At 73.0% G+C, this 24,414-nt stretch carries 23 protein-coding genes and 1 pseudogene; 17 read left to right on the top strand and 7 right to left on the bottom strand.

Annotated elements, in window-relative coordinates; translation table 11 throughout:
- Positions 1-92: 92 nt before the first annotated feature.
- Positions 93-251 carry a hypothetical protein gene (locus tag ACFWTE_RS23480; protein WP_378782021.1) on the bottom strand — a complete coding sequence of 53 codons (159 nt, stop codon included), beginning with the start codon at positions 249-251 and terminating at the stop codon, positions 93-95.
- Positions 252-839: 588 nt separating this feature from the next.
- Between ACFWTE_RS23480 and ACFWTE_RS23475 the strand changes: the two genes are divergently transcribed.
- Positions 840-1,949 (top strand): LLM class flavin-dependent oxidoreductase, encoded by a 1,110-nt coding sequence (locus ACFWTE_RS23475; RefSeq protein WP_378782020.1) that lies wholly within the window; start codon positions 840-842, stop codon positions 1,947-1,949.
- 106 nt (positions 1,950-2,055) lie between these two features.
- Here ACFWTE_RS23475 and ACFWTE_RS23470 read toward each other — a convergent pair whose 3' ends face one another.
- Positions 2,056-2,499, bottom strand: a complete 444-nt coding sequence (locus tag ACFWTE_RS23470) for a hypothetical protein (RefSeq protein ID WP_378782019.1) — start codon at positions 2,497-2,499, stop codon at positions 2,056-2,058.
- A gap of 240 nt (positions 2,500-2,739) precedes the next feature.
- On the opposite strand from ACFWTE_RS23470, the gene ACFWTE_RS23465 reads away from it, so the two are divergent.
- The 6 genes from ACFWTE_RS23465 to ACFWTE_RS23440 all read left to right on the top strand — a co-directional run bounded on the left by ACFWTE_RS23465 (position 2,740) and on the right by ACFWTE_RS23440 (position 9,797).
- Entirely contained in the window at positions 2,740-3,360 is a 621-nt protein-coding gene (locus tag ACFWTE_RS23465) for an FMN reductase (RefSeq protein WP_378782018.1), read from the top strand.
- A 132-nt stretch (positions 3,361-3,492) separates the two neighbouring features.
- Entirely contained in the window at positions 3,493-4,164 is a 672-nt protein-coding gene (locus ACFWTE_RS23460) for a maleylpyruvate isomerase family mycothiol-dependent enzyme (RefSeq protein ID WP_378782017.1), read from the top strand.
- Positions 4,165-4,365: 201 nt separating this feature from the next.
- Positions 4,366-5,085, top strand: a complete 720-nt coding sequence (locus ACFWTE_RS23455; protein ID WP_378782016.1) for a nuclear transport factor 2 family protein — start codon at positions 4,366-4,368, stop codon at positions 5,083-5,085.
- A 583-nt stretch (positions 5,086-5,668) separates the two neighbouring features.
- Positions 5,669-7,123, top strand: coding sequence for an endo-1,4-beta-xylanase (locus tag ACFWTE_RS23450; RefSeq protein ID WP_378782015.1), 1,455 nt, complete (start codon positions 5,669-5,671; stop codon positions 7,121-7,123).
- Positions 7,124-7,310: 187 nt separating this feature from the next.
- The gene (locus ACFWTE_RS23445) at positions 7,311-8,669 is read left to right on the top strand and encodes a cellulase family glycosylhydrolase (protein WP_378782014.1); all 1,359 of its coding nucleotides are present in this window, start codon (positions 7,311-7,313) and stop codon (positions 8,667-8,669) included.
- Positions 8,670-8,735: 66 nt separating this feature from the next.
- Entirely contained in the window at positions 8,736-9,797 is a 1,062-nt protein-coding gene (locus tag ACFWTE_RS23440) for a lytic polysaccharide monooxygenase (protein ID WP_378782013.1), read from the top strand.
- 106 nt (positions 9,798-9,903) lie between these two features.
- Here ACFWTE_RS23440 and ACFWTE_RS23435 read toward each other — a convergent pair whose 3' ends face one another.
- Positions 9,904-10,497 carry a flavin reductase family protein gene (locus ACFWTE_RS23435; protein WP_378782012.1) on the bottom strand — a complete coding sequence of 198 codons (594 nt, stop codon included), beginning with the start codon at positions 10,495-10,497 and terminating at the stop codon, positions 9,904-9,906.
- 59 nt (positions 10,498-10,556) lie between these two features.
- On the opposite strand from ACFWTE_RS23435, the gene ACFWTE_RS23430 reads away from it, so the two are divergent.
- On the top strand, positions 10,557-11,519 hold the full coding sequence (locus tag ACFWTE_RS23430) for a threonine/serine dehydratase (protein ID WP_378782011.1): 963 nt from the start codon (positions 10,557-10,559) through the stop codon (positions 11,517-11,519).
- A 31-nt stretch (positions 11,520-11,550) separates the two neighbouring features.
- Here the strand turns inward: ACFWTE_RS23430 and ACFWTE_RS23425 are convergent, their stop codons facing one another.
- Together ACFWTE_RS23425 and purB are read right to left on the bottom strand one after the other, a co-directional pair.
- Positions 11,551-11,787 carry a histidine kinase gene (locus ACFWTE_RS23425; protein ID WP_378782010.1) on the bottom strand — a complete coding sequence of 79 codons (237 nt, stop codon included), beginning with the start codon at positions 11,785-11,787 and terminating at the stop codon, positions 11,551-11,553.
- Positions 11,788-11,991: 204 nt separating this feature from the next.
- The gene (gene purB, locus ACFWTE_RS23420) at positions 11,992-13,422 is read right to left on the bottom strand and encodes an adenylosuccinate lyase (RefSeq protein ID WP_378782009.1); all 1,431 of its coding nucleotides are present in this window, start codon (positions 13,420-13,422) and stop codon (positions 11,992-11,994) included.
- 163 nt (positions 13,423-13,585) lie between these two features.
- Here purB and ACFWTE_RS23415 point away from each other — a divergent pair, with 163 nt between their 5' ends.
- The 3 genes from ACFWTE_RS23415 to ACFWTE_RS23405 all read left to right on the top strand — a co-directional run bounded on the left by ACFWTE_RS23415 (position 13,586) and on the right by ACFWTE_RS23405 (position 16,681).
- Positions 13,586-14,974: a sensor histidine kinase gene (locus tag ACFWTE_RS23415; protein WP_378782008.1), complete on the top strand. Its 1,389-nt coding sequence runs from the start codon at positions 13,586-13,588 to the stop codon at positions 14,972-14,974.
- Entirely contained in the window at positions 14,941-15,630 is a 690-nt protein-coding gene (locus ACFWTE_RS23410) for a response regulator transcription factor (protein WP_378782007.1), read from the top strand. Before ACFWTE_RS23415 ends, ACFWTE_RS23410 begins: the two co-directional genes overlap by 34 nt.
- Positions 15,631-15,751: 121 nt before the next feature.
- Positions 15,752-16,681 carry an oxygenase MpaB family protein gene (locus tag ACFWTE_RS23405; protein WP_378782006.1) on the top strand — a complete coding sequence of 310 codons (930 nt, stop codon included), beginning with the start codon at positions 15,752-15,754 and terminating at the stop codon, positions 16,679-16,681.
- A gap of 91 nt (positions 16,682-16,772) precedes the next feature.
- On the opposite strand, the gene ACFWTE_RS23400 is transcribed toward ACFWTE_RS23405, so the two are convergent.
- Positions 16,773-17,870, bottom strand: a complete 1,098-nt coding sequence (locus ACFWTE_RS23400) for a pyridoxal-phosphate-dependent aminotransferase family protein (protein WP_378782005.1) — start codon at positions 17,868-17,870, stop codon at positions 16,773-16,775.
- Positions 17,871-17,962: 92 nt separating this feature from the next.
- On the opposite strand from ACFWTE_RS23400, the gene ACFWTE_RS23395 reads away from it, so the two are divergent.
- From ACFWTE_RS23395 to ACFWTE_RS23380, 4 genes are all read left to right on the top strand, one after another.
- Positions 17,963-18,259: a DUF3099 domain-containing protein gene (locus ACFWTE_RS23395; protein WP_378782004.1), complete on the top strand. Its 297-nt coding sequence runs from the start codon at positions 17,963-17,965 to the stop codon at positions 18,257-18,259.
- Positions 18,260-18,395: 136 nt separating this feature from the next.
- Positions 18,396-18,929, top strand: coding sequence for a GNAT family N-acetyltransferase (locus ACFWTE_RS23390; RefSeq protein ID WP_378782003.1), 534 nt, complete (start codon positions 18,396-18,398; stop codon positions 18,927-18,929).
- Between the two features lie 233 nt (positions 18,930-19,162).
- Positions 19,163-20,653 carry an aminopeptidase P family protein gene (locus ACFWTE_RS23385; RefSeq protein ID WP_378782002.1) on the top strand — a complete coding sequence of 497 codons (1,491 nt, stop codon included), beginning with the start codon at positions 19,163-19,165 and terminating at the stop codon, positions 20,651-20,653.
- 293 nt (positions 20,654-20,946) lie between these two features.
- Positions 20,947-22,104 (top strand): glycerol dehydrogenase, encoded by a 1,158-nt coding sequence (locus ACFWTE_RS23380; RefSeq protein ID WP_378782001.1) that lies wholly within the window; start codon positions 20,947-20,949, stop codon positions 22,102-22,104.
- 72 nt (positions 22,105-22,176) lie between these two features.
- On the opposite strand, the gene ACFWTE_RS23375 is transcribed toward ACFWTE_RS23380, so the two are convergent.
- Positions 22,177-22,455 carry a hypothetical protein gene (locus ACFWTE_RS23375; protein ID WP_378782000.1) on the bottom strand — a complete coding sequence of 93 codons (279 nt, stop codon included), beginning with the start codon at positions 22,453-22,455 and terminating at the stop codon, positions 22,177-22,179.
- Between the two features lie 2 nt (positions 22,456-22,457).
- Between ACFWTE_RS23375 and ACFWTE_RS23370 the strand changes: the two are divergent.
- Positions 22,458-22,650, top strand: a pseudogene (locus ACFWTE_RS23370) (BCCT family transporter); the annotation flags it as partial.
- Between the two features lie 240 nt (positions 22,651-22,890).
- On the top strand, positions 22,891-24,378 hold the full coding sequence (locus tag ACFWTE_RS23365; protein WP_378781999.1) for an MDR family MFS transporter: 1,488 nt from the start codon (positions 22,891-22,893) through the stop codon (positions 24,376-24,378).
- Positions 24,379-24,414 lie beyond the last annotated feature (36 nt).

The raw sequence follows: 24,414 nt of genomic DNA, 5'->3' as shown, positions 1-24,414 counted from the left end.
TGCAGGATGCGGGTGTCGCACAGCACCTGGTTGAGCCGCTGGCACGAGTACATCCGCGTGTCGTAGGCGGTCGTGCCCCGACAGGTGAGGTGTCAGGCGTCGGGGCCGGGCACGAGTGCCAGGTCGGGGTCCAGGTCGGTGAGGGCGGCGAGGACGTCGCCGAGGGCGTCGGCGAGCACGACGGGCTCGCGTTCGGTGCGGTCGGGGGCCGGGCCGGAGGGGTGTCGTCGGGGGTCGAGGGTGATGGCCATGGGGTTCCGGGCGCGGGGACCGGTGGGGCGCGCCCTCCTCCTTCTCGTGTGATCACGTACTCGGACGTCCCGGTCGCCGTGACACCCGGTGACCGCGGGGTTCGGGTCAGGGATAGCACACGGTGACGACCGTTCTGCTTGCCTCGCACCGGATTCCCTTCCCCGGGAGATGGCCGGTCCGTACGCATGGTCATACCCGCACACCACCTCTGCGTGAACAGATGTCCTGCGGCCTGTGGACGGAGCGGTGGTCCGGAAACCATGTCCCCGTCTTTACCCGAAACCGGCTTCTCCCTTTTGGGGGCGAGGGCGTTCCGTGGGAAACAGGGGATGGCAGGCCATCCGCTCCCGAGGAGGTGCTCATGCCCTACGGATGCTCCGCCGGTTCCGGTGTGCTGCTCGTCCGCGTCGCCTTCCGCCGCCGCGGCGGAGGCCCTGCCGCGATGTCTCCCCTTTTTCCGTGACACGCCCCGGTCCCGTGCCCCGACCGAACCGGGCAGGCCGGGGGAATACGTGTGACGCTCCACCCGTTCCCGTGGTAGCTTCATGGGAAATTACTTCTTAGGAAACAATATCGGGGGGCGGGCCATGCAGTTCGGAATCTTCTCAGTCAGTGACGTGACGACCGACCCGACCACGGGACGTACGCCGACCGAGGCCGAGCGCGTCAAGGCGATGGTCGCGATCGCGCTCAAGGCCGAGGAGGTCGGCCTCGACGTCTTCGCCACCGGCGAGCACCACAACCCGCCGTTCGTCGCGTCCTCCCCGACGACGATGCTCGGCTACATCGCCGCGCGGACCGAGAAGCTGATCCTGTCCACCTCCACCACGCTGATCACCACCAACGACCCGGTGAAGATCTCCGAGGACTTCGCGATGCTGCAGCACCTGGCCGACGGCCGGGTGGACCTGATGATGGGCCGCGGCAACACCGGCCCCGTCTACCCCTGGTTCGGGCAGGACATCCGCCAGGGCATCCCGCTGGCGCTGGAGAACTACAACCTCCTCCACCGCCTGTGGCGCGAGGACGTCGTGAACTGGGAGGGCAAGTTCCGCACCCCGCTGCAGGGCTTCACCTCCACGCCCCGGCCCCTGGACGAGGTCCCGCCGTTCGTCTGGCACGGCTCCATCCGCAGCCCGGAGATCGCCGAGCAGGCCGCCTACTACGGTGACGGCTTCTTCCACAACAACATCTTCTGGCCCGCCACCCACACCAAGAAGCTGATCTCCCTCTACCGGCGCCGCTTCGAGCACTACGGCCACGGCAAGGCCGACCAGGCGATCGTGGGCCTGGGCGGGCAGGTGTTCATGCGCAAGAACTCCCAGGACGCGGTCAGGGAGTTCCGCCCCTACTTCGACAACGCCCCCGTCTACGGAGGCGGGCCCAGCCTGGAGGAGTTCACCCGCGAGACCCCGCTGACCGTCGGCAGCCCGCAGGAGGTCATCGACCGCACCCTGTCCTTCCGCGACTCCTTCGGCCACTACCAGCGCCAGCTCTTCCTCATGGACCACGCCGGCCTGCCGCTCAAGACGGTTCTGGAGCAGCTGGACCTGCTCGGCGAGGAGGTCGTCCCCGTGCTGCGCAAGGAGTTCGCGGCCGGGCGGCCCGCGCACGTCCCCGACGCCCCCACCCACGCCTCCCTGCTGGCGGCGAAGCGGGCCGGCGGCAGCAAGGACACAGGGGCCGGGCGCGCCTGAGCCCGGGGGAGGGGTCTTCCACTGCGGGGGTACGGGGCGCAGACCCCGTGCCCCCTCTCCGTTCTCCGTGTCTCCCGGTTCCCGCTCCGACGTTCCCGGCCGGGCGTCAGCCGGTGGTGCTCGGCTCCGCGGGGACGGAGTCGCCGCCGAAGTACGCCTTGGCGCTCCCGGAGTACAGCAGCGCGACCACCGTGAAGGCGAACGCCGCTGTGGCGAGCTCCGGGATACCCGCGACGGGGGTGAAGGCCAGGGCGAGGATGCCCACGCCGTAGACGGCGTTGACGCCCAGGGCGGCCGGCCGCGCCGAGCGCCGGCCCCTGCCGACCATGACCGCGAGCACCAGCGAGGCGGCCCCGTACACCAGGGCGATGGCCGCGGCCACGAAGATGGCCCAGGTGGGGACGTCCGTCGTGGTCGCCATCGCGGGGGCGGCCTCGGCGGCGAACCCGCCGAGGAGGGCGAGCCCGCCGGCGGCGATCTGGTAGAGGGTGATCAGGATCAGCAGGACGAAGACCGCGGTGACGCTGGTCGGCCTGGTGGGTGCGTTCACGTGACGATTCCTCCGCACTAGACATGCCTCCTCCGGGTCACATAGCCGCAGAGGAGGGCGCTACACCTGTGCGGTGCGGGCCCCGGGCCGTCCCTCCAGGTGGGGGCGGGAAAACTCGTGTGTCCCCGGGGCGCTCGGCCTCCCGGCCACGGGGGAATAGGTCGCACGGGTCGGGTGTTCCGACTATTATCCTTTCGGGGAAACTTCTTCTTAGAAAACCTTTCGTGCGGAGGACCAGGCATGACCACGCGCAGGATCGTCACCGTGTCGGCGGGGCTGAGCACCCCGTCCTCCACGCGGCTGCTGGCCGACCGGCTGACCGCCGCCACCGAGGCGTCGCTGAGCGACCGCGGTGAGAAGGTCGAGACCCGGACCGTGGAACTACGCGACCTGGCCCACGACATCATGAACGCCATGACGACCCGGGTGCCCACCGGCGACCTCCCCGGGGTCCTGGAGGACATCGCCGCCGCCGACGGCGTCATCGCGGTCACCCCGGTGTTCAACGCCTCCTACAGCGGACTGTTCAAGTCGTTCTTCGACGTCGTCGAGCCCCAGGCCCTGGACGGGACGCCGGTGCTCGTCGCCGCGACCGGAGGCAGCCCCCGCCACTCGCTGGTGTTGGAGCACGCCCTGCGCCCGCTGTTCTCCTACGCCCGCTCGGTGGTCGTGCCGACCGGTGTGTACGCGGCGTCGGAGGACTGGGGTGCGGGCGAGGGCGGCGGCCGGGAGCTGTCCGAGCGCGTCGACAGAGCTGCCCGGCAGCTGGCCCTGCTCGCGGCCGACCACGCGTCCGGGGTGGACGACCCCTACGGGGAGCCGACCCCGTTCGCCGAGCTGATGTCCGGTCTGGGTACCTGACCGGGTCCCGCCCCGACCGGGCCCACGGCGTGCGGTGTCCTGCGCCCAGCGCTTCCGGGACGCCTGCCTCGCCCCTTCTTCGGATCGGGGGCGGGGCCACCCTTTCCTAACAGTGTTAGTTAGGGTGGTGGGATGGAATCCGCGCGCATCTACGAGACGTCCCAGAACCGCATGCTCGACCTGGCCGCCACCCTCGACGAGAGCCGGCTCGGCACCCTCGTGCCCGCCTGTCCCGAATGGACCGTCCGGCAGGTCTACGCCCACCTCGCCGGGCTCTGCACCGACGTGGTGCGGGGCGACGTCGCACCTCCGGCCTCCGACGAGGTCACCGCGCGCCAGGTCGCGGACCGGGCGGACCACACCCCCGAGAGCGTCATCGCCGAGTGGCGCCGCACCGCGCCGGCGCTGCTGGAACTCCTCGCCTCCCAGACGCGCAGGCGCTACTGGCTGCCCGCCCTGGACGTGTGGCACCACGAGAACGACGTCCGGGGCGCCCTCGGGTTGCCCGCACAGACCGAGGACGCCGACCAGCTCGCCGACTTCCCGCTGGGCGGCCTGGCCAAGGGCTGGCCCGCGGAGCTCCCTCCGGTGCGCGTGGTCGCCACCGACACCGGGCAGGAGTGGACGCTCGGGGAGGGCGCCGTGCTCACGCTGAGCGGTACCGCCTTCGAGCTGGCCCGGGCCGTGACCGGCCGGCGCAGCATCGCCCAGATCCTGGCCATGGACTGGACCGGGGGAGACCCCGCGCCGGTGGCCCCCTACCTGCCGACGCTCCCCGCGCCCGCGGGCGACCTGGCCGTGTGACCGCCGGTGGGGCCCGGCGTCTTCGCGGCTCCTGGTACCGGTCCGGCCCCCGGCCGGTCGGCCCTGGGACGCGGTCGGGTCCGGCCAGATGTGCAGAGATGGTTCCGCCTTGGCAGAAGCGCAACCGGGAAGGGGCGCAGACTGGGTAGGAGAGCCGGTTCGGTCAAGAGTTGGCCGTGCAGGCGGGAAGGGGGTCGAACGATGTCCACCCACACCGAGACGGGTGCCCGGTTCGACAGTGAGGCGCTCACGCGCGCCATCGAGTCGGCGGACGCCGACGCGATGCTCGCCCTGTTCGCCGACGACGCCGAGATGGAGATGGTCGACAAGAGGACGCAGCCCAGCTGGCCCGAGGTCCTGCACGGCAAGGACTCCATCGCGCCCGCCGTACGCGAGATCTTCTCCCGCGACATGACCCACGAGATCCTGCACTGCGTCGTGGACGGCGACCACGCCGCCTACACCGAGCGGTGCGTCTACCCCGACGGGACGCAGGTCCAGGGCATGACCATGCTCGACCTGCGGGATGGGCGGATCGTCCACCAGTCCACCGTGCAGGCATGGGACGAGCTCCCCGCCGCGACGCCGGTGGTGGGCGACTTCTCCCGTGCGGAGGTGACCGAGGAGCTCGACCGGGCCCGTTCCGAGGCCCTGCAGGTCGGCGGTCACGCGGCCATGAGGCTGACGCTCCAGCCCGGGTGGCGCTGGACCGAGGACATGACCGAGTCCCGCGGCACAGCGAAGTGCATGGTGAACCACCGCGCCTACATCATCTCGGGCACCCTCCACTGGCAGATGGACGACGGTACCGAGGGCGAGGTGAGCGCCGGACAGGTCGCGGTCGTCCCGCCCAACCACGACGCCTGGGTGGTCGGGGACGAGCCCGTCACCCTGGTGGACTGGCCGCTGCCCGACAGCTGAGCGCAGCGCTGCCCGCCCGCCCCGGAGCCATCGCCCGGGGCGGCCGGGTGTGTCGGCGGCTCCCTGGGCCGAGGGCCTGACGCGGAGCCCCTGTCGGCCTGCGGCCCCCGCTCCCGACCCGGTGCTTGGACCACGCGGGGCGCGAGCGCTGGAACGGCGGGTCCGGCGGACCCCGGTCCCGCCTTCGGCCACCCTTCTCGCTGTCTGTCCGAAAAGCCCTGTAGATCACGAATTCTGGCGCGGATTCCTCTGGTTGCACCCATTGCAGGCTCTTGTCGATGGTGTTAATTTTTCGGCACTGCTCATGGGAGCGCTCCCGAGACGGGATCGGGTCCCACGGGTACCGGAAGGCACCGCTAGCGAGACCGGGTGCGGACACCGCGCCCCACGGCCCGCGCCGTCGACGCCGACACCGCCGTGGCCGACCCCCCACGTCCTCAGACCCGCACACGCCCCTGTCTCGGCCCCCCGCTGCCCCCGCCGAGGCGCTGCCCCACCCCGGTCGACGCACCACCCGGGGTGCCGCGCCCCTGCCCCGCGGCATCCGAGAGGTCCCTCGGGGGCGCCCTCCGAGGAGAACGATGTGACCGATCATCCCGCCGTCCACCGCCGCAGACGGCGTTGGCACCTTCCCGCGGCCGTGAGCGCCGCACTCGTGGCGGTCACCTTCACGGTGGCCCCTTCCGTCCACGCCGACCCCGCCGGGCCCGCGGCCACCCACGACCACACCCCCGCGTCCGCCGAGGCCGCGCAGGAGGGGTTTCTCCGGGACCTGGCCGACCAGCGCGGCGTGTTCATGGGAACCGCCCTCGCCTCCCACCGCCTCGACGAGGCCGCGTACGCGCAGACCGCCGCCGCCGAGTTCAACTCCGTCACCCACGAGAACGACCTCAAGTGGGAGGCGGTCCAGCCGCAGCAGGGACAGTACTCCTGGTCCGGAGCCGACCGGGTGGTCGACTTCGCCGAGGCCCACGGTCAGGACGTCCACGGGCACACCCTGGTCTGGCACAGCCAGCTGCCGTCGTGGGTGTCCGGGGGCACGTTCACCGCGGACGGGCTGCTGGAGGTCATGGACGACCACATCGCCACCACCATGGGCCGCTACGCCGGACGGATCGACACCTGGGACGTCGTCAACGAGCCCATCGGCGACGACGCGCGGTTCCGGGACTCGGTCTTCCACCGGACGCTGGGCGAGGACTTCGTCGCCGAGTCCCTGCGCATGGCCAGGGCGGCCGACCCCGCGGCGGAGCTGTACATCAACGACTACAGCATCGACGGAGTCAACGCCAAGAGCAACGCCTACTACGACCTCGTCGTCGACCTGCTGGACCAGGGCGTGCCCCTGGACGGGATCGGGTTCCAGAGCCACCTGATCGTGGGCCAGGTCCCCGCCGACATGCGCCAGAACATCGAGCGTTTCACCGACCTCGGGCTGGAGGTGCGGATCACCGAGCTCGACATCCGCATGAACGTTCCCGCGAGCCAGGCCGACCTGGAACGGCAGGCGGACGACTACCGGGAGGTCGTCACCACCTGCCTGGAGGTCGACGGCTGCACGGGCGTGACCGTGTGGGGTGTCACCGACGCCTACTCGTGGGTCCCCGACCACTTCGAGGGCCAGGGTGCGCCCCTGCCGATCGACGGTTCCTACCAGCCCAAACCCGCCTACTGGGCGATCCACGAAGCCCTCGGCGGCGACCCCGGACCACAGCCGACCGACCCGCCGACCGACCCGGCCGGGGACTGCGAGGCCGCCTACCGCGTCGTCAACCAGTGGCAGAACGGATTCCAGGCCGAGGTGACCGTCACCGCGGGCAGGGCCGTCGACGGGTGGACCGTGACGTGGGACTTCGGCGGCGGTGAACGCGTCGGCCACGCCTGGAACGCCTCCGTCTCCACCAACGGCTCCGCCGTCACCGCCACCAACGCCGCCCACAACGGCGTCCTCGTCGCGGGCGGGTCCACCTCGTTCGGCTTCACCGGCACCCACGACGGGACCGTCTCCGCACCGGAACCCGCCTGCGCCGCGACCTGACCCGCCCCGGTACCGCGCACCGGACGCGCGCGGGCCCCACGACCGGACGCCGGAGACCGGTACCGCCTCCTCCGGCGTCCCCAGCCCCCGGCCGGTACCCCGGACCGCCGCCGGCCCGCTCCTCCTCGGGCCGGCGGCACCCGGGCCGTCCCTCTACCACTGCCGACCCTTCCCTCCTGGAGCCCCCATGGCAACACGCCTGCTGATCGCCCTCGGCGCGATCCTCTCCCTCGTCACCGCCCTCCTCGTACACACGGTGCCGGCCCACGCCGACACCGGGTTCCGGGTCAGCGACGGCCGCCTCGTCGACGCGGCCGGAAACGACTTCGTCATCCGCGGCGTCAGCCACGCCCACACCTGGTACCCCCAGGAGACCGGTGCGCTCGCGGACATCAAGTCCCTGGGCGCCAACACCGTCCGGGTCGTCCTCAGCAGCGGGCAGCGCTGGACGGAGAACGGCGTCGACGACGTCGCCGCGGTCGTCGCCGACTGCAAGGCCAACCGCCTGATCTGCATGCTGGAGGTGCACGACACCACCGGGTACGGAGAGCAGAGCGGGGCGGCCACCCTCGACCAGGCCGTCGACTACTGGCTGCGCGTCCAGGACGCCGTCGCGGGGGAGGAGGACCACGTCCTCGTCAACATCGGCAACGAGCCCTACGGCAACGACGCGGCCACCAACCAGAACTGGGCCGCCGACACCGGTGAGGCGATCGGCCGCCTGCGCGACGCCGGGTTCGACCACACCCTGGTCGTGGACGCCCCCAACTGGGGCCAGGACTGGCAGGGCACCATGCGCGACAACGCCCAGGGCGTCTTCGACGCCGACCCCGACGCCAACACGGTGTTCTCCGTCCACATGTACGGGGTCTACCAGCAGGAGTCCACCGTGGTCTCCTACCTGGAGCACTTCACGGACGCGGGGCTGCCGCTGATCGTCGGCGAGTTCGGCATCGACCACAGCGACGGCAACCCCGACGAGGACGCCATCATGGCGCACACCGAACGCCTGGGACTCGGCTACATCGGCTGGTCCTGGAGCGGCAACGGGTCCCCCGTGGAGTACCTCGACATGGTCGAGGGCTTCGACGTCGACAGCCTCACCCCCTGGGGGGAGCGCTTCTTCCACGGTCCCGACGGCATCGCCGAGACCTCCGTCGAGGCCCCGGTCTACGGCGGTCCGGGCGAGCCCACCGACCCGCCGACCGAGGAGCCCACCGACCCGCCGACCGAGGAGCCCACCGACCCCGAGGCCGACTGCGAGGCCGAGTACAGCGTCTCCCACCAGTGGCACGACGGGTTCCAGGGCGAGGTGACCGTCACCGCACTGACCGACCTCGACGGCTGGACCGTCACCTGGACCCCCGGTGCGGGCGAGAGCGTGGGCCACGCCTGGAACGCCTCCGTCTCCACCAGCGGCTCCACCGTCACCGCCACCAACGCCGCCTACAACGGTGCCCTCGTCGCGGGCGGGTCCACCTCGTTCGGCTTCACCGGCTCCCACGGCGGCACCCTCTCCGCACCCGCCCTCTCCTGCGCCGGCTGACACCCGGTGACCCCCGGCCGCGCCACCCGGCGCGGCCGGGTTCCCCCACAGAGATAGGAGTGGCCCATGAGGTCACGCAACGCCATCGCCCTGGCCGCGGCGCTCGGCGGGCTCGCCGTCGGCACCGCCGTCGTCGTCCTGCCCGACTCCGCCGAGGCCCACGGCGCGTTCACCTACCCGGCCAGCCGCACCTACGCCTGCTTCCAGGACGCCACCGGCGGCACCGGCGGCGGCGCCCTCCAGCCCACCAACGCGGCCTGCGCCGACGCCCTGGACGAGGGCGGCGACTACCCGTTCTGGAACTGGTACGGCAACCTCATCAGCGACGCGGACGGGCGCCACCAGGAGGTCGTGGCCGACGGTGAGCTGTGCGGCCCCACCGACAGGTTCGCCGCCTTCAACGAGGCCCGCACCGACTGGCCCACCACCGCCCTGGAACCGAACACCACCGTGGAGTTCCGGCACAACGCCTGGGCCCCGCACCCCGGCGTCTTTCGCACCTACGTCACCGAGGACGGGTTCGATCCCGGGTCGCCACTGGACTGGGACGACCTGGAACTCGTCGACGAGGTGACGGACCCGCCGCTGCGCAGCGGCGGCGACGCCGGAGCCGAGTACTACTGGGACGTCGACCTCCCGGACAGGGAGGGGCGCCACATCGTCTACGTGGTGTGGGAGCGCTCGGACAGCCCGGAGGCGTTCTACAACTGCTCCGACGTGGTCTTCGGCGAGGACCCGGGCACCGACCCCGGCGACCCCGACCCGAGTCCGGACCCCGACCCGGACCCCACCCCCGATCCGACGCCCGATCCCACCGACCCTCCCGCGGAGTACTGCACGGCCGAGTACACCGTCACCAACCAGTGGTCGAACGGCTTCCAGGTGGACGTCGAGGTCACCGCGGGCGAGGACGGCGCCGACGGCTGGATGGTCGACTGGGTGTTCGCCAACCGTCAGGAGGTCTCCAGCATCTGGAACGCCGACCTGGTCAACCACGGCGCGCACTTCGAAGCCCGCAACTCCGCCCACAACGGGCGGCTCGACCCCGGTGAGTCCACCAGCTTCGGGTTCACCGCCACCCACTCCGGCGTGAACATCGAGCCCCTCGTGGCCTGCCACGAGGACTGAGCGCCCCCGACCAGCGGCCCGGCCCCGCGGAGGAGCCGGTAGCCTGAACGGAGCGCCCGGCCCCGGAACCGGTTCTTCCAGGGGCCGGGCGCTTCCGTGTCCGGGGTCAGGGCCGGTACGGGAGGCGGTCGACCGCCCGCACCCCGCCCAGCGTCGACCACTCGTTGCGGCCCAGCCGGGCGAGCGGGCGCATCAGTTCCACCTCGGGGTGACCGTCACGCAGGACGTCGTCGCGCACTGCCACGCGCACCACCCGGCCGAACACCACCGTGGAGTCGCCCAGACGCAGCGTCGAGTGCACAACGCACTCCACGGCCACCGGCGACCCCGCGACCCGGGGCGGCCGCACCGCCGCGCTCGCCTCGCGCTCGACACCCAGCACGTCGAACTCGCTGACCTCCGGCGGATACGCGGTGCCGCTGGCGTTCACCTGGTCCCACATCGCCTCCGGCGCCAGGTTCACCACGAACTCGCCGGTGTCCTCCGCGTTGCGCAGCGAGTCCTTGCGCCCCACCGACGTGAACTGCACGATCGGCGGCTCGGTGCAGGAGATCGTGAAGAACGAGTGCGGTGCCAGGTTGTCCACGCCCCCGCTGGACGTGGTGGAGACCCACGCGATCGGGCGGGGCACCACCACGGAGGTCATCAGCTGGTAGAACGCCCGTCCGGGCAGGTCGTCTGGAGTCCATTCGGTACGCATCGGCTCCGATTATCCCGCCCCCGCCGTGTGTCGGCGTCAGCGCCGGGCATACACGGCGCATGAAAATGATCACCGTCGACGACGTCCGCGCCGCAGCCGCCCGCATCCGGGGCCACGTGGTCCGCACCCCCCTGACCGTCGGCCCCCCGGGCAGCGGATTCCTCCTCAAACCGGAGAGCCTCCAGCCCACCGGCGCCTTCAAGATCAGGGGCGCCACCAACGCCGTCGCCCTGCTCGATCCCGCCCAGCGCCGGTCCGGCGTGGTCACGCACTCCTCCGGCAACCACGGCCAGGCCCTCGCCCGCGCCGCAGCCGGGCAGGGGGTGCCCTGCACCGTCGTCGTCCCCGAGGGGGCGCCCGAGGTCAAGGTGGAGCGGATACGCGCCCTCGGCGCACGCGTCGTCATGGCCACGCCCGAGCGGCGGGCCGCCGTGGCCCGGGAGCTGGCCGAGAGCGAGCGCCTCGCCCTGGTCCCGCCCTTCGACGACCCGCACGTCATCGCCGGTCAGGGCACCGTCGGCCTGGAGATCCTGGAACAGTCGCCCGAGGTGGCCACCATCGTCGTCCCCGTCGGCGGGGGAGGACTGGCCTCCGGTGTGTCCACCGCCGCCCTGGCGGTCCGACCCCGCCGCGTCCGCGTCATCGGTGTCGAACCCGAGCTGGCCGCCGACGCCGCCGAGAGCCTGAGCGCCGGACACCTCGTCACCTGGTCGCCCGAGCGCACCCACCGCACCATGGCGGACGGTGTCCGCGTGTGCCTGTCCGAGCGCACGTTCGCGCACCTCGACGCCAGGCTCGACGGGATCGTCACCGTCACCGAGGACGAGATCGCCCGCGCCGTCGCCGCCCTCGCCCACGGCGCCCGCCTCGTCGCCGAGCCCAGCGGGGCCCTGGCCGCCGCCGCCCTCCTCGCGGGCCGGATCGCCACCGACCCGGGACGGCCCGAGGCGACCGTCGCGGTGGTCTCGGGCGGCAACGCGGACCCCGGCCTCTTCGCGCGGCTGGTGGCGGGGCAGGGCTGAGCGCGGCGGGTCGGGCTCAGGAGGGGCGCGGTCAGCGGTGGTCGGCGCCGCCCGCGTAGGAGTCCTCGCCGCGGGCCGGGCTCCCCTGCGGGGACGGGGCGGCGAGGGCGGCGGCACTCCCGGCCCCCGGAGCGTGCCGTGCGGCGGCTCGGTCCTCACGGCGGCGCATGGCCATGTCCGACACGGCGGCCAGCCCGAGGGCGACGACGAGCACGGAGACGATCAGCAGGGTCCACAGGGCGGTGCCGAAGGAGGAGGGGTCGGTCACGGGGACTCCGGGGGTTCTCGGGCGGACTGGGACCCTCACCGTAATAGGTGTTAACTTTCGAACCCAGTGTTCGCGCGAGTGAACTGCGTCATACGCCAACACGGGCGCGCGAGGGGCCCGGACACACGGCGGGCCCGGGACGGTGCGCTCCCGTCTCGGGCCCGGCGATCGGGCCCCCGGCGGCGCCGAGGGCCCCACGAACGGCTACAGGATGGAGCCGGGGGAGTAGGCGGCGGCCTCCGGGTGCGCCGCCACGATCCCGTCGATCCGCTCCACCACGGCGGCGACCTGGTCGGCCGCGGCCCCGGTGAAGGTGAGCCGGTCCGCCAGGAGCGCCTCCAGGGCGGCCCGGTCCAGCGGGAAGCGCTCGTCGCCGCCCAGCCGCTCCAGGAGCTTGTTGCCCGTCCCCTCCTGGCGCATCGCCAGGGCCGACCCCACCGCGTGCTCCTTGATCAGCTCGTGGGCGGTCTCCCGGCCCACCCCCGCGCGCACGGCCGCCATCAGCATCTTGGTCGTGGCCAGGAACGGCAGGTACCGGTCCAGCTCGGCGGAGACCACCGCGGGGAAGGCGCCGAACTCGTCCAGCACCGTGAGCATCGTCTCGACCAGACCGTCGAAGGCGAAGAACGCGTCCGGCAGCGCCACCCGGCGCACCACCGAGCAGGAGACGTCGCCCTCGTTCCACTGGTCCCCGGCCAGCTCACCGGCCATGGACGAGTACCCGCGCAGGATCACGGTCAGCCCGTTCACCCGCTCGCACGAACGCGTGTTCATCTTGTGGGGCATGGCCGACGAACCGACCTGGCCCTCGGCGAACCCCTCGGTCACCAGCTCGTGCCCGGCCATCAGCCGGATCGTCTTGGCCAGCGACGACGGGCCGGCCGCCAGCTGCACCAGCGCCGTCAGCACCTCGAAGTCCAGCGAGCGGGGGTACACCTGGCCCACACTGGTGAACCGGTGCTCGAAGCCCAGGTGGCCGGCCACCTCGTTCTCCAGGGAGACCAGCGCCTCGCGGTCCCCGCCGAGCAGGTCCAGCATGTCCTGGGCGGTGCCGACCGGGCCCTTGATCCCGCGCAGCGGATAGCGGGCGATCAGCTCCTCCAGCCGGCCGTGGGCGACCAGCACCTCGTCGGCGATCGACGCGAAGCGCTTGCCCAGCGTGGTGGCCTGCGCGGCCACGTTGTGGGAGCGGCCCGCCATCACGGTCCCGCCGTACTCGGCCGACAACCGGCCCAGGCGGGCCAGGAGCGCCACGACGCGGTCGCGCACCAGCAGGAGGCTGTCGCGTACCTGGAGCTGTTCGACGTTCTCGGTCAGGTCGCGCGAGGTCATGCCCTTGTGCACGTGCTCGTGGCCGGCGAGGGCGTTGAACTCCTCGATCCGGGCCTTCACGTCGTGCCGGGTGACCCGCTCGCGCTCGGCGATGGAGGCCAGGTCGACCTGCTCCAGAACCTTCTCGTAGTCCTCCGCCACACCGGCGGGCACGTCCACGCCCAGACGTGCCTGGGCGCGCAACACGGCCAGCCACAGCCGCCTCTCGGCGACCACCTTGTACTCGGGGGACCACAGCCGGGTCAGCTCCGCCGAAGCGTAGCGGGCAGCCAGGACGTCGGGGATCACAGGTTTCGCGCTCACGTCGCCCCACCCTACCGTCCTGAGCTGGAGCGCCCACCGCGACCTCGGCTCCCGTGAGGCGCCGGACGCCCTCGGCCGAACCCGCCGGGGTGGGGCCGGCCCCACCCCCGACGCGGTGGTGTGCCCGGTTCCCGCCCGGCCCCCGCCTCCCTACCGTGGGGGCATGACCTCGCCCCGCACGACGAAGGCGCCGCCGAGGACACTCCTCGCCGCGCTGCTGAGCCCCCGTTTCCTCCTCACCGCCTGGCCCTGGCGGGCGCTGGCCCACTCCGCGAACACCATGTTCGTCGGCCTGGCGGTGGCCGTGGTCGCCATGCCCGTCTACCTGCCCTGGACACTGATCGGGGGGATGCTCCTCAAAAGGCCGTGGGACACCCTCTCCACCGGCCCCATGGCTGCCGGGTTCCTGGGGGGCCTGGCCATGGTCGTGGTCTTCTCACCGCTCATCGCCCTCCCCCTGGGGGCCCTGGAGCGCCGACGTCTCGCGCTGGTCACCCGCGGCCCCTTCCCCGGTGGACACCGCGTGCCGGAACCGGGCCTGTGGGCGTGGATCCGCACCCGGTCCACGGAAGGGGCGACCTGGCGGGAGATCGGCTACATGGTGCTCCTGATCCCCGTCGCGCTCCTCACCTGCGTGGTGCTGGGCTCCCTCTTCAGCGCGGCGATGGTCTTCGCCGCGGGGCCGCTCCTCGCCGACGAGGCCCGGGGCGCGCAGGTCGCCCTGGGCCTGGTCACCATCACCTCCTCCGCGGAGGCGGTCCCCTACACGCTCCTCGCCCCGGTCGCCCTCGTCGCGCTGCTCTACGCCTCGGCGATCCTGGCGCAGGTGCACGCCGTCATCGCCCGCGCCCTGCTGGTCGGGCCGCCCAAGGACGAACTGCGCGCCGAACTCAGCCAGGTCACCCAGTCCCGCGCCCGGCTGGTCAACGCCTTCGAGTACGAGCGCAGGCGCATCGAGCGGGACCTGCACGACGGGGCCCAGCAGCGGCTCGTGGCCCTGTCCGTGGACCTGGGGCTGGCCCGGCTGGACCTGGAGGAGGGCGGCGAGGCCGACCGGCGTGTGGCCGCGGCCCAGGCCAACGCCGACGAGCTCATCGACGAACTGCGCGAACTGGTGCGCGGCATCCACCCCAGGGTCCTCACCGACCGGGGCCTGACCGCCGCTCTGGAGGAGCTGGCCGACCGGTGCCCGGTCCCCACGCGCGTGGACGCCCGCATCCCGGGCCGACCGCCCGCCCACGTGGAGGGAACGGCCTACTTCGTGGTCGCCGAGGCCCTCACCAACGTGTCCAAGCACACCGGGGCCGCGGCGGTGACCGTGCACGCCTCCACCTCGCCAGGGGCGCCCGGACTCCCGGACACCCTCCTGGTCGAGGTCACCGACGACGGGGAGGGCGGAGCCGAACCCGGCAACGGGTCCGGCCTCACCGGGCTCAAGGACCGGGTCGCCGTCATGGGCGGCACAATGGAGCTGTCCAGCCCCGTGGGCGGACCGACCCGAATCCGAGTGGAGCTGCCGTGCGGACCGATCCCCCCGACCCCGCTGTTCTGACCCCCGTGCCGACCGTCCTCGCCGAGGACGGCGTGCTGTTGAGGGAGGGGCTGGCCGGGGTCCTGGAACGCTTCGGATTCCCGGTGGCGGCCGCAGTCGGGGACGGGGAGGCCCTGGTGGCCGCGGTCGCCGAGCACCGTCCGGGCCTGGTCGTCACCGACATCCGCATGCCCCCCGACTTCACCGACGAGGGGTTGCGCGCCGCGGTCCGGCTGCGCGCCGAGCACCCCGGGCTGGCGGTGGTGGCGCTCAGCCAGTACGTGGAGCTGAGCTACGCCTCCGACCTGCTGGACTCGGGGGACGGCCAGGGGGTCGGCTACCTGCTCAAGCAGCGGGTGGGGGACGTGCGCGAGTTCGCGTCCGTGCTCAGGCGCGTGGTGGACGGGGCGACCTTCGTGGACCCCGAGGTGGTCCGCCAGCTGCTGCGACGCCGGTCCGACCCGCTGGGACGCCTGACCCCCCGCGAGCTCGAAGTGCTCGGCCTGATGGCGCAGGGGCACTCCAACGGGGCGATCGCCCGCCGGCTCGTGGTCAGCGACGCCGCCGTCGGCAAGCACGTGGGCAACATCCTCTCCAAGCTCGACCTGCCCCTGGACGAGGACGTGCACCGCCGGGTCCAGGCGGTCCTGGCCTACCTGCGCGGCCGCTCCGCCTGAGCGCAGGGCCGGGCCGTGCGGCCTACGCGGGGGCCCGGGGGCGGTTCCAGGACCCCGGACGTATCGTGGGACCACTGTCCGCCGCACGGCGCGAACCCCCGCGCAGTCTGGAGGAGACCGGATGCAGCCGACCGTTGCCGCCCCGGAGAGCGTCACCTGGAAGATCCACCTGGACAGGTCGATGTGGGTGGCGGGCGTGCGGGCCCTGATGCTCCAGGCGCTCCACCCCGTGGCCATGCAGGGGGTGTGGCAGCGTTCGGACTTTCGCTCCGACCCGACCGGCCGTCTGCTCCGCACCGCCCACTTCGTGGCCGTCACCACCTACGGCAGCCTCACCGAGGCCGACACCCTCGGCACGCACATCCGCCGGGTGCACCGCGCCCTGTCCTTCACCGACCCCTCCACCGGCCGCCACCACCGGGTGGACCAGCACGACCTGCTCGTGTGGGTGCACTGCGCGGAGGTGTCCTCCTACCTGGAGACCGCCCACCGGTCGGGTGTGCCGCTGACGCAGCAGGAGGCGGACCGGTACCTGGACGAGCAGTCGCACACCGCCACCTACGTCGGCCTCTCCCGCGACGACGTGCCCCGCAGCGTCGCCGACATGCGCCGCTACCTCGCCGCGGTCCGACCCTCCCTGCGCGTCACCCCCGAGGCGCGGCAGGCGGTGCGGTTCCTGCTGTGGCCCAGGGTTCCCGGGCACCTGGCGTGGCTGGCCCCGCTCAAACCACTGTGGTTTCCCGTCGGCGCGCTGTCCTACGCCACCCTGCCCGCCTGGGCGCGCCGCGCCTACGGCGTGCTGCCGCAGGCGCCGGGAGGCGGCGCACTCGCCACCACCGGCCTGCGGGGGTTGCGCGCCGGGCTGGAACTGGTGCCGGAGCGGTACTACAACCTCATCTTCGACGAGGCCACCGTGCGCAGCGCGGACGAGGCCAGGGAACGCCTGCTGGCGGCGGGGTACGAGGTCGAGAACGGGTTCCGCGCACTGCGCGCCCGCACCCTCTTCCGGGCCCCGTCCGTCCCCGCGCCCCGCGACCCCGCCGAGGTCTGACCGCCGAGCCCCTGCGCCGGGCCGACCGGGGCAGGGGCCGTGGTGGCGTGGTCGGGCGGTGCCCGCCCCGGTCCGGGGCGGGAGAGCCCGGCTACCTGTCCAGGACCCGGCGCAGCGCGGCGAGTACGACCTCGGCGCGGTCCAGGCGGGCGTTGTGCCCCATCAGCCCGATCCTCCACACGGACGCCGCGTAGCGGCCCACACCCGCGCCGATCTCCAGGCCGTACTCGTCGAGCAGACGCATCCTGACCTTGGCCGAGTCCACCCCGTCCGGGACGCGCACCGACGTGAGCTGCGCCAGCCGGTGCCCCTCGGCGGCGAACAGCTCCAGGCCCATGTCCACCAGTCCCTCGCGCAGGCGGGCGCCGGCCGCGCGGTGGCGCTCGGCCACCGCGTCCGGGCCCTCCGCCTCGATACGGGCGAGCGCGGCGTCCAGGGACGCGATCATCGCCGTGGGCGCGGTGTGGTGGTAGGCGCGCCCGGTGGGGCCGCCGCGCACGTAGGCGCCCAGCAGCCCCAGGTCGGCGTACCACACGGGCGGGGTCGCGACCCGGCGCTCCCAGGCGCGCTCGGAGAAGGTGAACGGGGCCAGCCCCGGTGCGACGCCCAGGCACTTCTGTGTGCCGGAGTAGGCGATGTCGACCTTCCACGCGTCGAGCTCCAGGGGCATGCCGCCCAGGGAGGTCACGCAGTCGGCGAGCAGGAGCGTGTCGTCGGAGCGTTCGCGTAGCGCCCGCCCCAGGGCGCCCACGTCGCTGACCACGCCGGTCGAGGTCTCGGCGTGCACCACGGCGACGAGCCTCGGGGAGGGGTGGGCGTCCAGCACGCGCCGGACGTCCACGGGCTGTCCCCACTCGTGGTCGACCCGCACGACCTCGGCGCCGTAGCGGCGGGCGACCTCGCACATCCGCTCGCCGAACAGGCCGTTGACGGCGACGACCACCACGTCGCCCTCGGAGACGGTGTTGGCGAAGGCCGTCTCCATACCGAGGGAACCGGTACCGGACAGCGGAAGGGTCAACGGGTTCCCGGTGCCCCACAGCGAGCGGAGCCGGTCGCAGGTGCGTTCGAGCACGGCGATGAACTCGGGGTCGAGGTGACCGAGGAGGGGCGCGGCGAGCCCCAGGGTCGCCTCCGGATAGGGGTTGCTCGGGCCGGGGCCGAGCAGGATGCGGTCGGTCAGTGGCATGCGCACACCCTAGCGGGGCCGCCGCGCCGGGCACGTGGTGGGGACGCGCCCGGGGGTAGCGTGGACCTCCACGCCGGTGAGGGGCTTTTCCGATGAGACGCAGGGTGCGGCAGTACAGCGTCCTGATGGGCACGTGCCTGGTCCTCTTCGCCGGTTCGCTGCCCGTCTACCACCTGTTCGGCACGGGGTGGGCGGTGGCCATGTGCGCGGTGGCCTCGCTCCTGCCACCGGTCGCGGCCACCCTGGGCAACCTCGCCGACCCGGGCGACCCGCAGGACCGCGACACCCGGTTCGGGCCCAACGCCGACACGGGCGGGGAGGCGTGCGGCGGGGGCGATACCGACGGCGGGGAGGACGGCGCATCCGGTCGCCGCGGGGGTCCCCCGTGACGCCGCCGCCCGGGCCCGTGGTGTCCGCCGCCACGTGGCGTGCCCGGCGAACCCGCACGTAGTATTCCGGCGGGGTCGGGCACCGCGCCTGAGGACGGGTGGTCGCGGCCCCCGCACGACAGGGGAGGCAAGCGCGGTGACGCACACCAGCACGGAGGACACCGGGACCGGCGGCATCACCGGCCGGGTGCGGATACTGCGGGTGCTCCACGACGACCCCCGGGTGGCGGGGCTGCTCGCCGGGCTGCTGGAGGAGTACACAGAACGCTACGGGGCGGAGGGCGCGACCGCCGAACTGGCCCGCTACCCGGTGACCGAGTTCGCCGCCCCCCACGGCCGCATCGTCCTGGCCGAGTCCGACGGCGAGATCGTGGCCGGGGGGGCGGTCCGGCCCTACAGGAGCGACCGCGCGTCCATGTCCGAGACCGCCGAGTTCAAACGGATCTGGACGTCGGGCCGGCACCGCCGCCGCGGACTCGCCAGGAAGGTGATGGCGGCGCTGGAGGAGGCCGCCCGCGACCTCGGCTACACGAGGGTCCTGCTCTTCACCGGCCCCTCCCAGCCCGAGGCGCTCGCCCTGTACGAGCGCATCGGCTACCGGTCGGTCGACCCGGCCGACCTCGACGAGCTGCCGCACCCCTCGGCGATCCCCTTCGCGCACGACCTGTGACCCTGGGCCTCCCCGCCCGTGCTCCGCGTGACCCGTCCCAACCGCGGCGGTCCGACCGGTGGAGGGCGGTGCCGGGCACGGGCGGCGCCCCGCGCGTTATGGGGGGCGCTATGCCCGACGGGCGGCCGTGCCCGCGACCTCCCCCGTACGATGGGCGACAACGGCCGTCACCAACGGTCACCGCAGGCCGTCATCCACGGCCACGACGACAGATCCGACAGGAGAGTCACGACGTGAGCGAGCAGCAGCGCCCCGCGGGCCCGACGGGCGCACCCGTGTTCAGTCCACGCAAGAACGGGCAGGCACAGTCGGTCTCCGACGAGCTCGCCGCGTGGATGACCACCGGGTGGGCCGACACCGAGCTGCGGGACCTGGAGCCGGTCGAGCAGGCCGGGCACACCGCCCGCCGCCGCGCCGCCCTCAGCGCCGCCTTCCCCGGTGACCGCCTCGTCGTCCCCGCCGGACAGCTGCTCACCCGCTCCAACGACACCGAGTACCCGTTCCGGGCCGCCACCGCCTACGCCTATCTCACCGGCGACACCTCCGACGGCGGCTGCCTGGTGTTCTCCCCGAACACCGGGGGCGGCCACGACGTCGTCCTGTACCTCAAGCCCCGCTCCGACCGCGAGAACGGCGAGTTCTGGCTCGGAAGCTACGGTGAGCTGTGGACCGGCCGCCGCCACAGCCTGGGTGAGGCCGCCGACCTGCTGGGTGCGGCCACCGCCGACGTGACCGGCCTCGCCGATGCGCTGCGCGCCGACGCCGCCACCACCCGGATCGTGCGCGGCCACGACGCCGCCCTCGACGCCCTGGTGGACGAGCTGCGCGCCGACGCCGACGACGGGTCCCGCGCCAAGTCCGCCCAGCTCGACGAGGACCTGGCCGTGACGCTGGCCGACCACCGCCTGGTCAAGGACGAGTGGGAGGTCGCCCAGCTCCAGCTGGCGGTGGACGCCACCACCCGCGGGTTCGAGGACGTGGTCCGCGCACTGCCGCAGGCCAAGGACACCTCCGAGCGGTTCGTCGAGGGCACGTTCTTCCTGCGCGCCCGTGTGGAGGGCAACGACGTCGGCTACGGCACGATCGCCGCCTCCGGCGCCAACGCCACCACCCTGCACTGGACCCGCAACGACGGTCCGGTGCGCGAGGGCGACCTGCTGCTCCTGGACGCGGGCGTGGAGACCACGACCCTGTACACGGCCGACGTCACCCGCACCCTGCCGGTCTCGGGCACGTTCACCGACCTCCAGCGCAAGGTGTACGACCTGGTCTACGCCGCCCAGGAGGCGGGGATCGCCGCGGTCGCCCCCGGACGGCCGTTCACGGACTTCCACGAGGCGTCCCAGCGCGTCCTGGCCGAGGGCCTGGTCGAGTGGGGCCTGCTGGAGGGCCCGGTCGAGCGGGTCCTGGAGCTGGGGCTCCAGCGCAGGTACACCCTGCACGGCACCGGCCACATGCTCGGCATGGACGTGCACGACTGCGCGGTCTCCCGCCAGGAGCTGCACCTGTACGGCGACCTGGAGCCGGGCATGGTGCTCACCGTCGAGCCGGGCCTGTACTTCCAGCCCGACGACACGACCGTCCCCGAGGAGCTGCGCGGCATCGGCGTGCGCATCGAGGACGACGTGCTGGTCACCGAGGAGGGCCGTACCGTCATGTCGGCCGGTCTGCCGCGCTCCTCCGCCGACGTCGAGGCCTGGCTGGCCGAGCACCTGCCGCGCTGACCCCGCCGAGCCGCACGCGCACCGGGCCGCCTCCCCACCGGGGAGGCGGCCCGGTGCCGTTTCCGGGTGGGCTACCGGTTCCCCGACGAGCCGGACCGGGACCAGGCCGGCGTCCACGCCGGGCGCGTGGAACCCCGACCGGGGCCGGGGAGGGGCGCGGACCCCGCACCGCGGCCGAAGGCCCGGGTTTGTCCAAGGGCGGGTGATGCTTCGCACCCCGGGGTTTGGGCCGGTCCCCGAACGGTCAGCAGGGGGAGGAAGGGACACACCGATCCAGAGGAGGTTGCCCACTCATGGGAGAGGACATCCAGGGCCCCCGGCTGCGGATCTTCGCCTCGCCGGGACGCTACGTCCAGGGACGCGGAGCCCTGGCCAGACTGGGCGAGCTGGTCGCCGACCACGGCTCCCGGCCGCTCGTCCTGGTGGACGACGTCGTCCGCGGGCTGACCGAAAAGGTCGTCACCGACTCCTTCCGGGAGGCCGGGCTGCCCCTCGCCTTCGAGCGGTTCGGGGGTGTACCGACCAGGGCCGAGGCCGCGCGCGTCGCCGCGGTGATCGGCAAGGGCGGCCACGACGTCGTCATCGGCCTGGGCGGGGGGACCGCGATCGACACCGCCAAGGCGGCGGGCGACGACTCCGGGGTCCCCTGGGTGAGCGCGGCGACGGTCGCCTCGACGGACGCGCCCACGTCTGCGCTGTCGGTCGTCTACACCGAGTCCGGCGCGTTCGAGTCGTACCGCTTCTACAACCGCAACCCGGCCCTGGTCGTGGTGGACACGCAGCTGGTCGCCGAGGCGCCCACCCGGTTCCTCGCCGCGGGGGTCGGCGACGCGCTCGCCACGTGGATCGAGGCACGCGCTGTGCGCGACGCGCACACCGACACCATGGTGGGCGGACTGCCGACCCGCTCGGGGACCGCGCTCGCGCGCCTGTCCTGGGACATCCTGTGGGAGTCCGCCCTGCCCGCGCTGGAGGCGGTCGAGCGGAACCTGGTGACACCCGACGTCGAGGCGGTGGTGGAGGCCAACACCCTGCTGTCCGGGCTCGGCTTCGAGTCCGGCGGCCTGGCCGCCGCGCACGCGGTCCACGACGGGTTGACCGCGGTCGACCAGACACATCACCTGGCGCACGGGGAGAAGGTCAACATCGGCTCCCTCACCCAGTTGCTCCTGGAGGGCGCACCCACCTCGGAGGTGGACGCCTTCGCGGAGTTCACGGCCCGGGTGGGCCTGCCCACCACGCTCACCGAGGCCGGGCTGGGAGACGCCGACGACGCCACGCTCGACCGGGTCGTGGCCGCGGCGACCGCGCCGGGCGAGACCATCCACAACCTGCCGTTCACCCCCTCGGCCAGGGACGTGCGCGACGCGCTGCGCGCCGTCGAGGGCCTGGGCCGCCGTGCCCGCCGGAGGGCGGGCCTCGGGGAACCACCGGTCCCGGACCACCACTGACAGCCGACCGGCCGGGCCGGGGGAGACGGGGTGCCGCGTCCCCCGGCCCGACGCCGGGGCCGGGGAGGCACCTCAGCCCGGCGGCCCGGCGAACAGATCCGGTTCCGCCTCCAGGAGCGGCCCCCGGAACGCCCTGGCCCGGGCCGCGCACACGGGGTCGTGCGCGCGCGGCGGGGGCTCGACGAACGTGATCAGGTACAGGTAGGCCCGGTAGGGGACGAGCCGTCGGAGGAGCCCCGGGGAGAAGTCGACGGGCCCTCCCGCCCCGCTGTACCCCGAGAGGAAGTCGGCGTCGTCGCGGATGTCGCCGAACAGGGCCGGCGAGACGAGGTCGGCGCAGACCAGCCGCACGACCTCTGATGGCGATCTTCATCGCCCGCATCCCCCGGGGCCGCACCGTGCGGCAGGTCTTCGTCGGAGTCACGGTCGCCCCGGCGTCGCCCCCTCCGGTTCACCGCGCTGGGCGGCACCGGTACCCGGCTGGAACAGCAGGATCCCGGATCGGTCTCGGGCGCCTACGAGGACGACGGCCTCCCCGCCGCCGCACGGGACGGGGACGCGGAGGACGAGGGCTCCGAGCGCGCCCGGACCTCCCGGCGCCGACCCCGCGGGTTCCCGCGCGCCCCATGATCTGGAACACAACAGGAAACCGCGAACGCCGCGCCGGTCCGGGAATGTCCCAGCCCCGTGGGAGGTTGGTCTACCTCTGGGCGGGTTCGACAACTTCCCCCGCGGATCCCGCCCCCCACACACACCGACCACCCACACCACAACGCGAGGACACCTGTGACCGGGCAGCCCAACCCATCCGTAGCCGAGGAGAACTCGGCCGGCCAGCGCGGCGGCGCGGAGCCGCGCACCGCCGACCGGCTCGTCATCCCGCTGCTCCTCGTATCGGCGTTCGTCGTCATCCTGAACGAGACGATCATGGGCGTGGCGCTGCCCGCCCTCAACAGGGACCTCGGGATCTCCGTCTCCACCGGACAGTGGCTGACCTCGGCGTTCATGCTCGTGATGGCCGTGGTCATCCCGGCCACGGGCTTCCTGCTCCAGCGGTTCCACCTCCGCCAGGTGTTCATCGCGGCCATGACCCTGTTCAGCATCGGCACGCTGATCTGCTTCCTCGCACCCGGTTTCGGCTTCCTCCTGACCGGCCGGGTCGTCCAGGCCGTCGGAACCGCGATCATGATGCCGCTGCTCATGACGACCGTGCTGAACCTCGTTCCGCCGGAGCGCCGCGGCCGCACCATGGGCAACATCTCCATCGTCATCTCGGTCGCCCCCGCCATCGGCCCCACACTTGCCGGCCTCATCCTCAGCGTCCTGGACTGGCGCTGGATGTTCGGGCTCGTCCTGCCCATCGCGCTCGTCGGCCTGCTCCTCGGCTCGCTCTTCATCCGCAACGTCACCGAGACCCGCCACGCCCGCCTCGACCTCCTGTCGGTCCTGGTGTCGGCGTTCGCGTTCGGCGGTCTCGTCTACGGCTTCTCCAGCCTGGGCGAGGGCCACGCCGCCGCCGTCGTGCCTCCGTGGGTCGCGATCACGGGCGGCGCCCTCGCCCTGGCCCTGTTCGTGTGGCGCCAGCTGCGCCTCCAGCGCGACGACCGCGCGCTGCTCGACCTGCGCGTGTTCCGCTCGCGACAGTTCTCGATCTCGATCGGCCTCGTCGCGGTCAGCTTCATGGCCCTGTTCGGCACGCTCATCCTGCTACCGCTCTACATGCAGAACGTGCTCCAGCACGACACACTCGTCACGGGCCTGACCCTGCTGCCCGGTGGGCTGATGATGGGTCTGCTCGCCCCGGTGGTCGGGCGCCTCTACGACCGGTTCGGCCCGCGTCCCCTGGTGATCCCGGGTGCCGCGGTCGTCTCGCTGGTGCTCTGGACCATGACGCTCTTCGGTACCGAGACGCCGCTGGGCTTCCTGGTCGCCACGCACGTCCTGTTGAGCGCGGGCCTGGGGTTCATGTTCACGCCGCTGCTCACCGGTGCGCTCGGTTCGCTCAGGCCCGACCTCTACTCGCACGGCAGCGCCGTGGTCGGCACCGTGCAGCAGGTCGCGGGAGCGGCGGGTACCGCGACGTTCATCGCGGTCATGTCCGCCAGCTCGGCGGGCCTGCTCGCCGACGGGCTCCCCGAGATCAGCGCCCAGGCGGGCGGCATCCACCTCGCCTTCGTCCTCGGCGCGACGATCTCGGTCCTGGCCTTCGCGGCGACCTTCTTCGTGCGCCGCGTGGAGGCGGGCACCGCGGAAGGTGCCCCGATCGGCCACTGAGGACCGGCGAAGGACGGCGGCCGCGCACGGGAGCCC

This window comes from Nocardiopsis sp. NPDC058631, assembly GCF_042716955.1.
In the GTDB taxonomy this organism is placed as follows: Bacteria; Actinomycetota; Actinomycetes; order Streptosporangiales; family Streptosporangiaceae; genus Nocardiopsis.
The sequence above is the reverse complement of the archived record's forward strand: the minus strand, read 5'-3'. Positions and strand labels throughout refer to the sequence as shown.

Excerpts from the sequence above, each read along its gene's own strand:
- ACFWTE_RS23480 (WP_378782021.1), bottom strand. The coding sequence starts at position 251 with ATGGCCATCACCCTCGACCCCCGACGACACCCCTCCGGCCCGGCCCCC.
- ACFWTE_RS23475 (WP_378782020.1), top strand. The coding sequence starts at position 840 with ATGCAGTTCGGAATCTTCTCAGTCAGTGACGTGACGACCGACCCGACC.
- ACFWTE_RS23465 (WP_378782018.1), top strand. The coding sequence starts at position 2,740 with ATGACCACGCGCAGGATCGTCACCGTGTCGGCGGGGCTGAGCACCCCG.
- ACFWTE_RS23460 (WP_378782017.1), top strand. The coding sequence starts at position 3,493 with ATGGAATCCGCGCGCATCTACGAGACGTCCCAGAACCGCATGCTCGAC.
- ACFWTE_RS23455 (WP_378782016.1), top strand. The coding sequence starts at position 4,366 with ATGTCCACCCACACCGAGACGGGTGCCCGGTTCGACAGTGAGGCGCTC.
- ACFWTE_RS23445 (WP_378782014.1), top strand. The coding sequence starts at position 7,311 with ATGGCAACACGCCTGCTGATCGCCCTCGGCGCGATCCTCTCCCTCGTC.
- ACFWTE_RS23440 (WP_378782013.1), top strand. The coding sequence starts at position 8,736 with ATGAGGTCACGCAACGCCATCGCCCTGGCCGCGGCGCTCGGCGGGCTC.
- ACFWTE_RS23435 (WP_378782012.1), bottom strand. The coding sequence starts at position 10,497 with ATGCGTACCGAATGGACTCCAGACGACCTGCCCGGACGGGCGTTCTAC.
- ACFWTE_RS23430 (WP_378782011.1), top strand. The coding sequence starts at position 10,557 with ATGAAAATGATCACCGTCGACGACGTCCGCGCCGCAGCCGCCCGCATC.
- ACFWTE_RS23415 (WP_378782008.1), top strand. The coding sequence starts at position 13,586 with ATGACCTCGCCCCGCACGACGAAGGCGCCGCCGAGGACACTCCTCGCC.
- ACFWTE_RS23405 (WP_378782006.1), top strand. The coding sequence starts at position 15,752 with ATGCAGCCGACCGTTGCCGCCCCGGAGAGCGTCACCTGGAAGATCCAC.
- ACFWTE_RS23400 (WP_378782005.1), bottom strand. The coding sequence starts at position 17,870 with ATGCCACTGACCGACCGCATCCTGCTCGGCCCCGGCCCGAGCAACCCC.
- ACFWTE_RS23395 (WP_378782004.1), top strand. The coding sequence starts at position 17,963 with ATGAGACGCAGGGTGCGGCAGTACAGCGTCCTGATGGGCACGTGCCTG.
- ACFWTE_RS23380 (WP_378782001.1), top strand. The coding sequence starts at position 20,947 with ATGGGAGAGGACATCCAGGGCCCCCGGCTGCGGATCTTCGCCTCGCCG.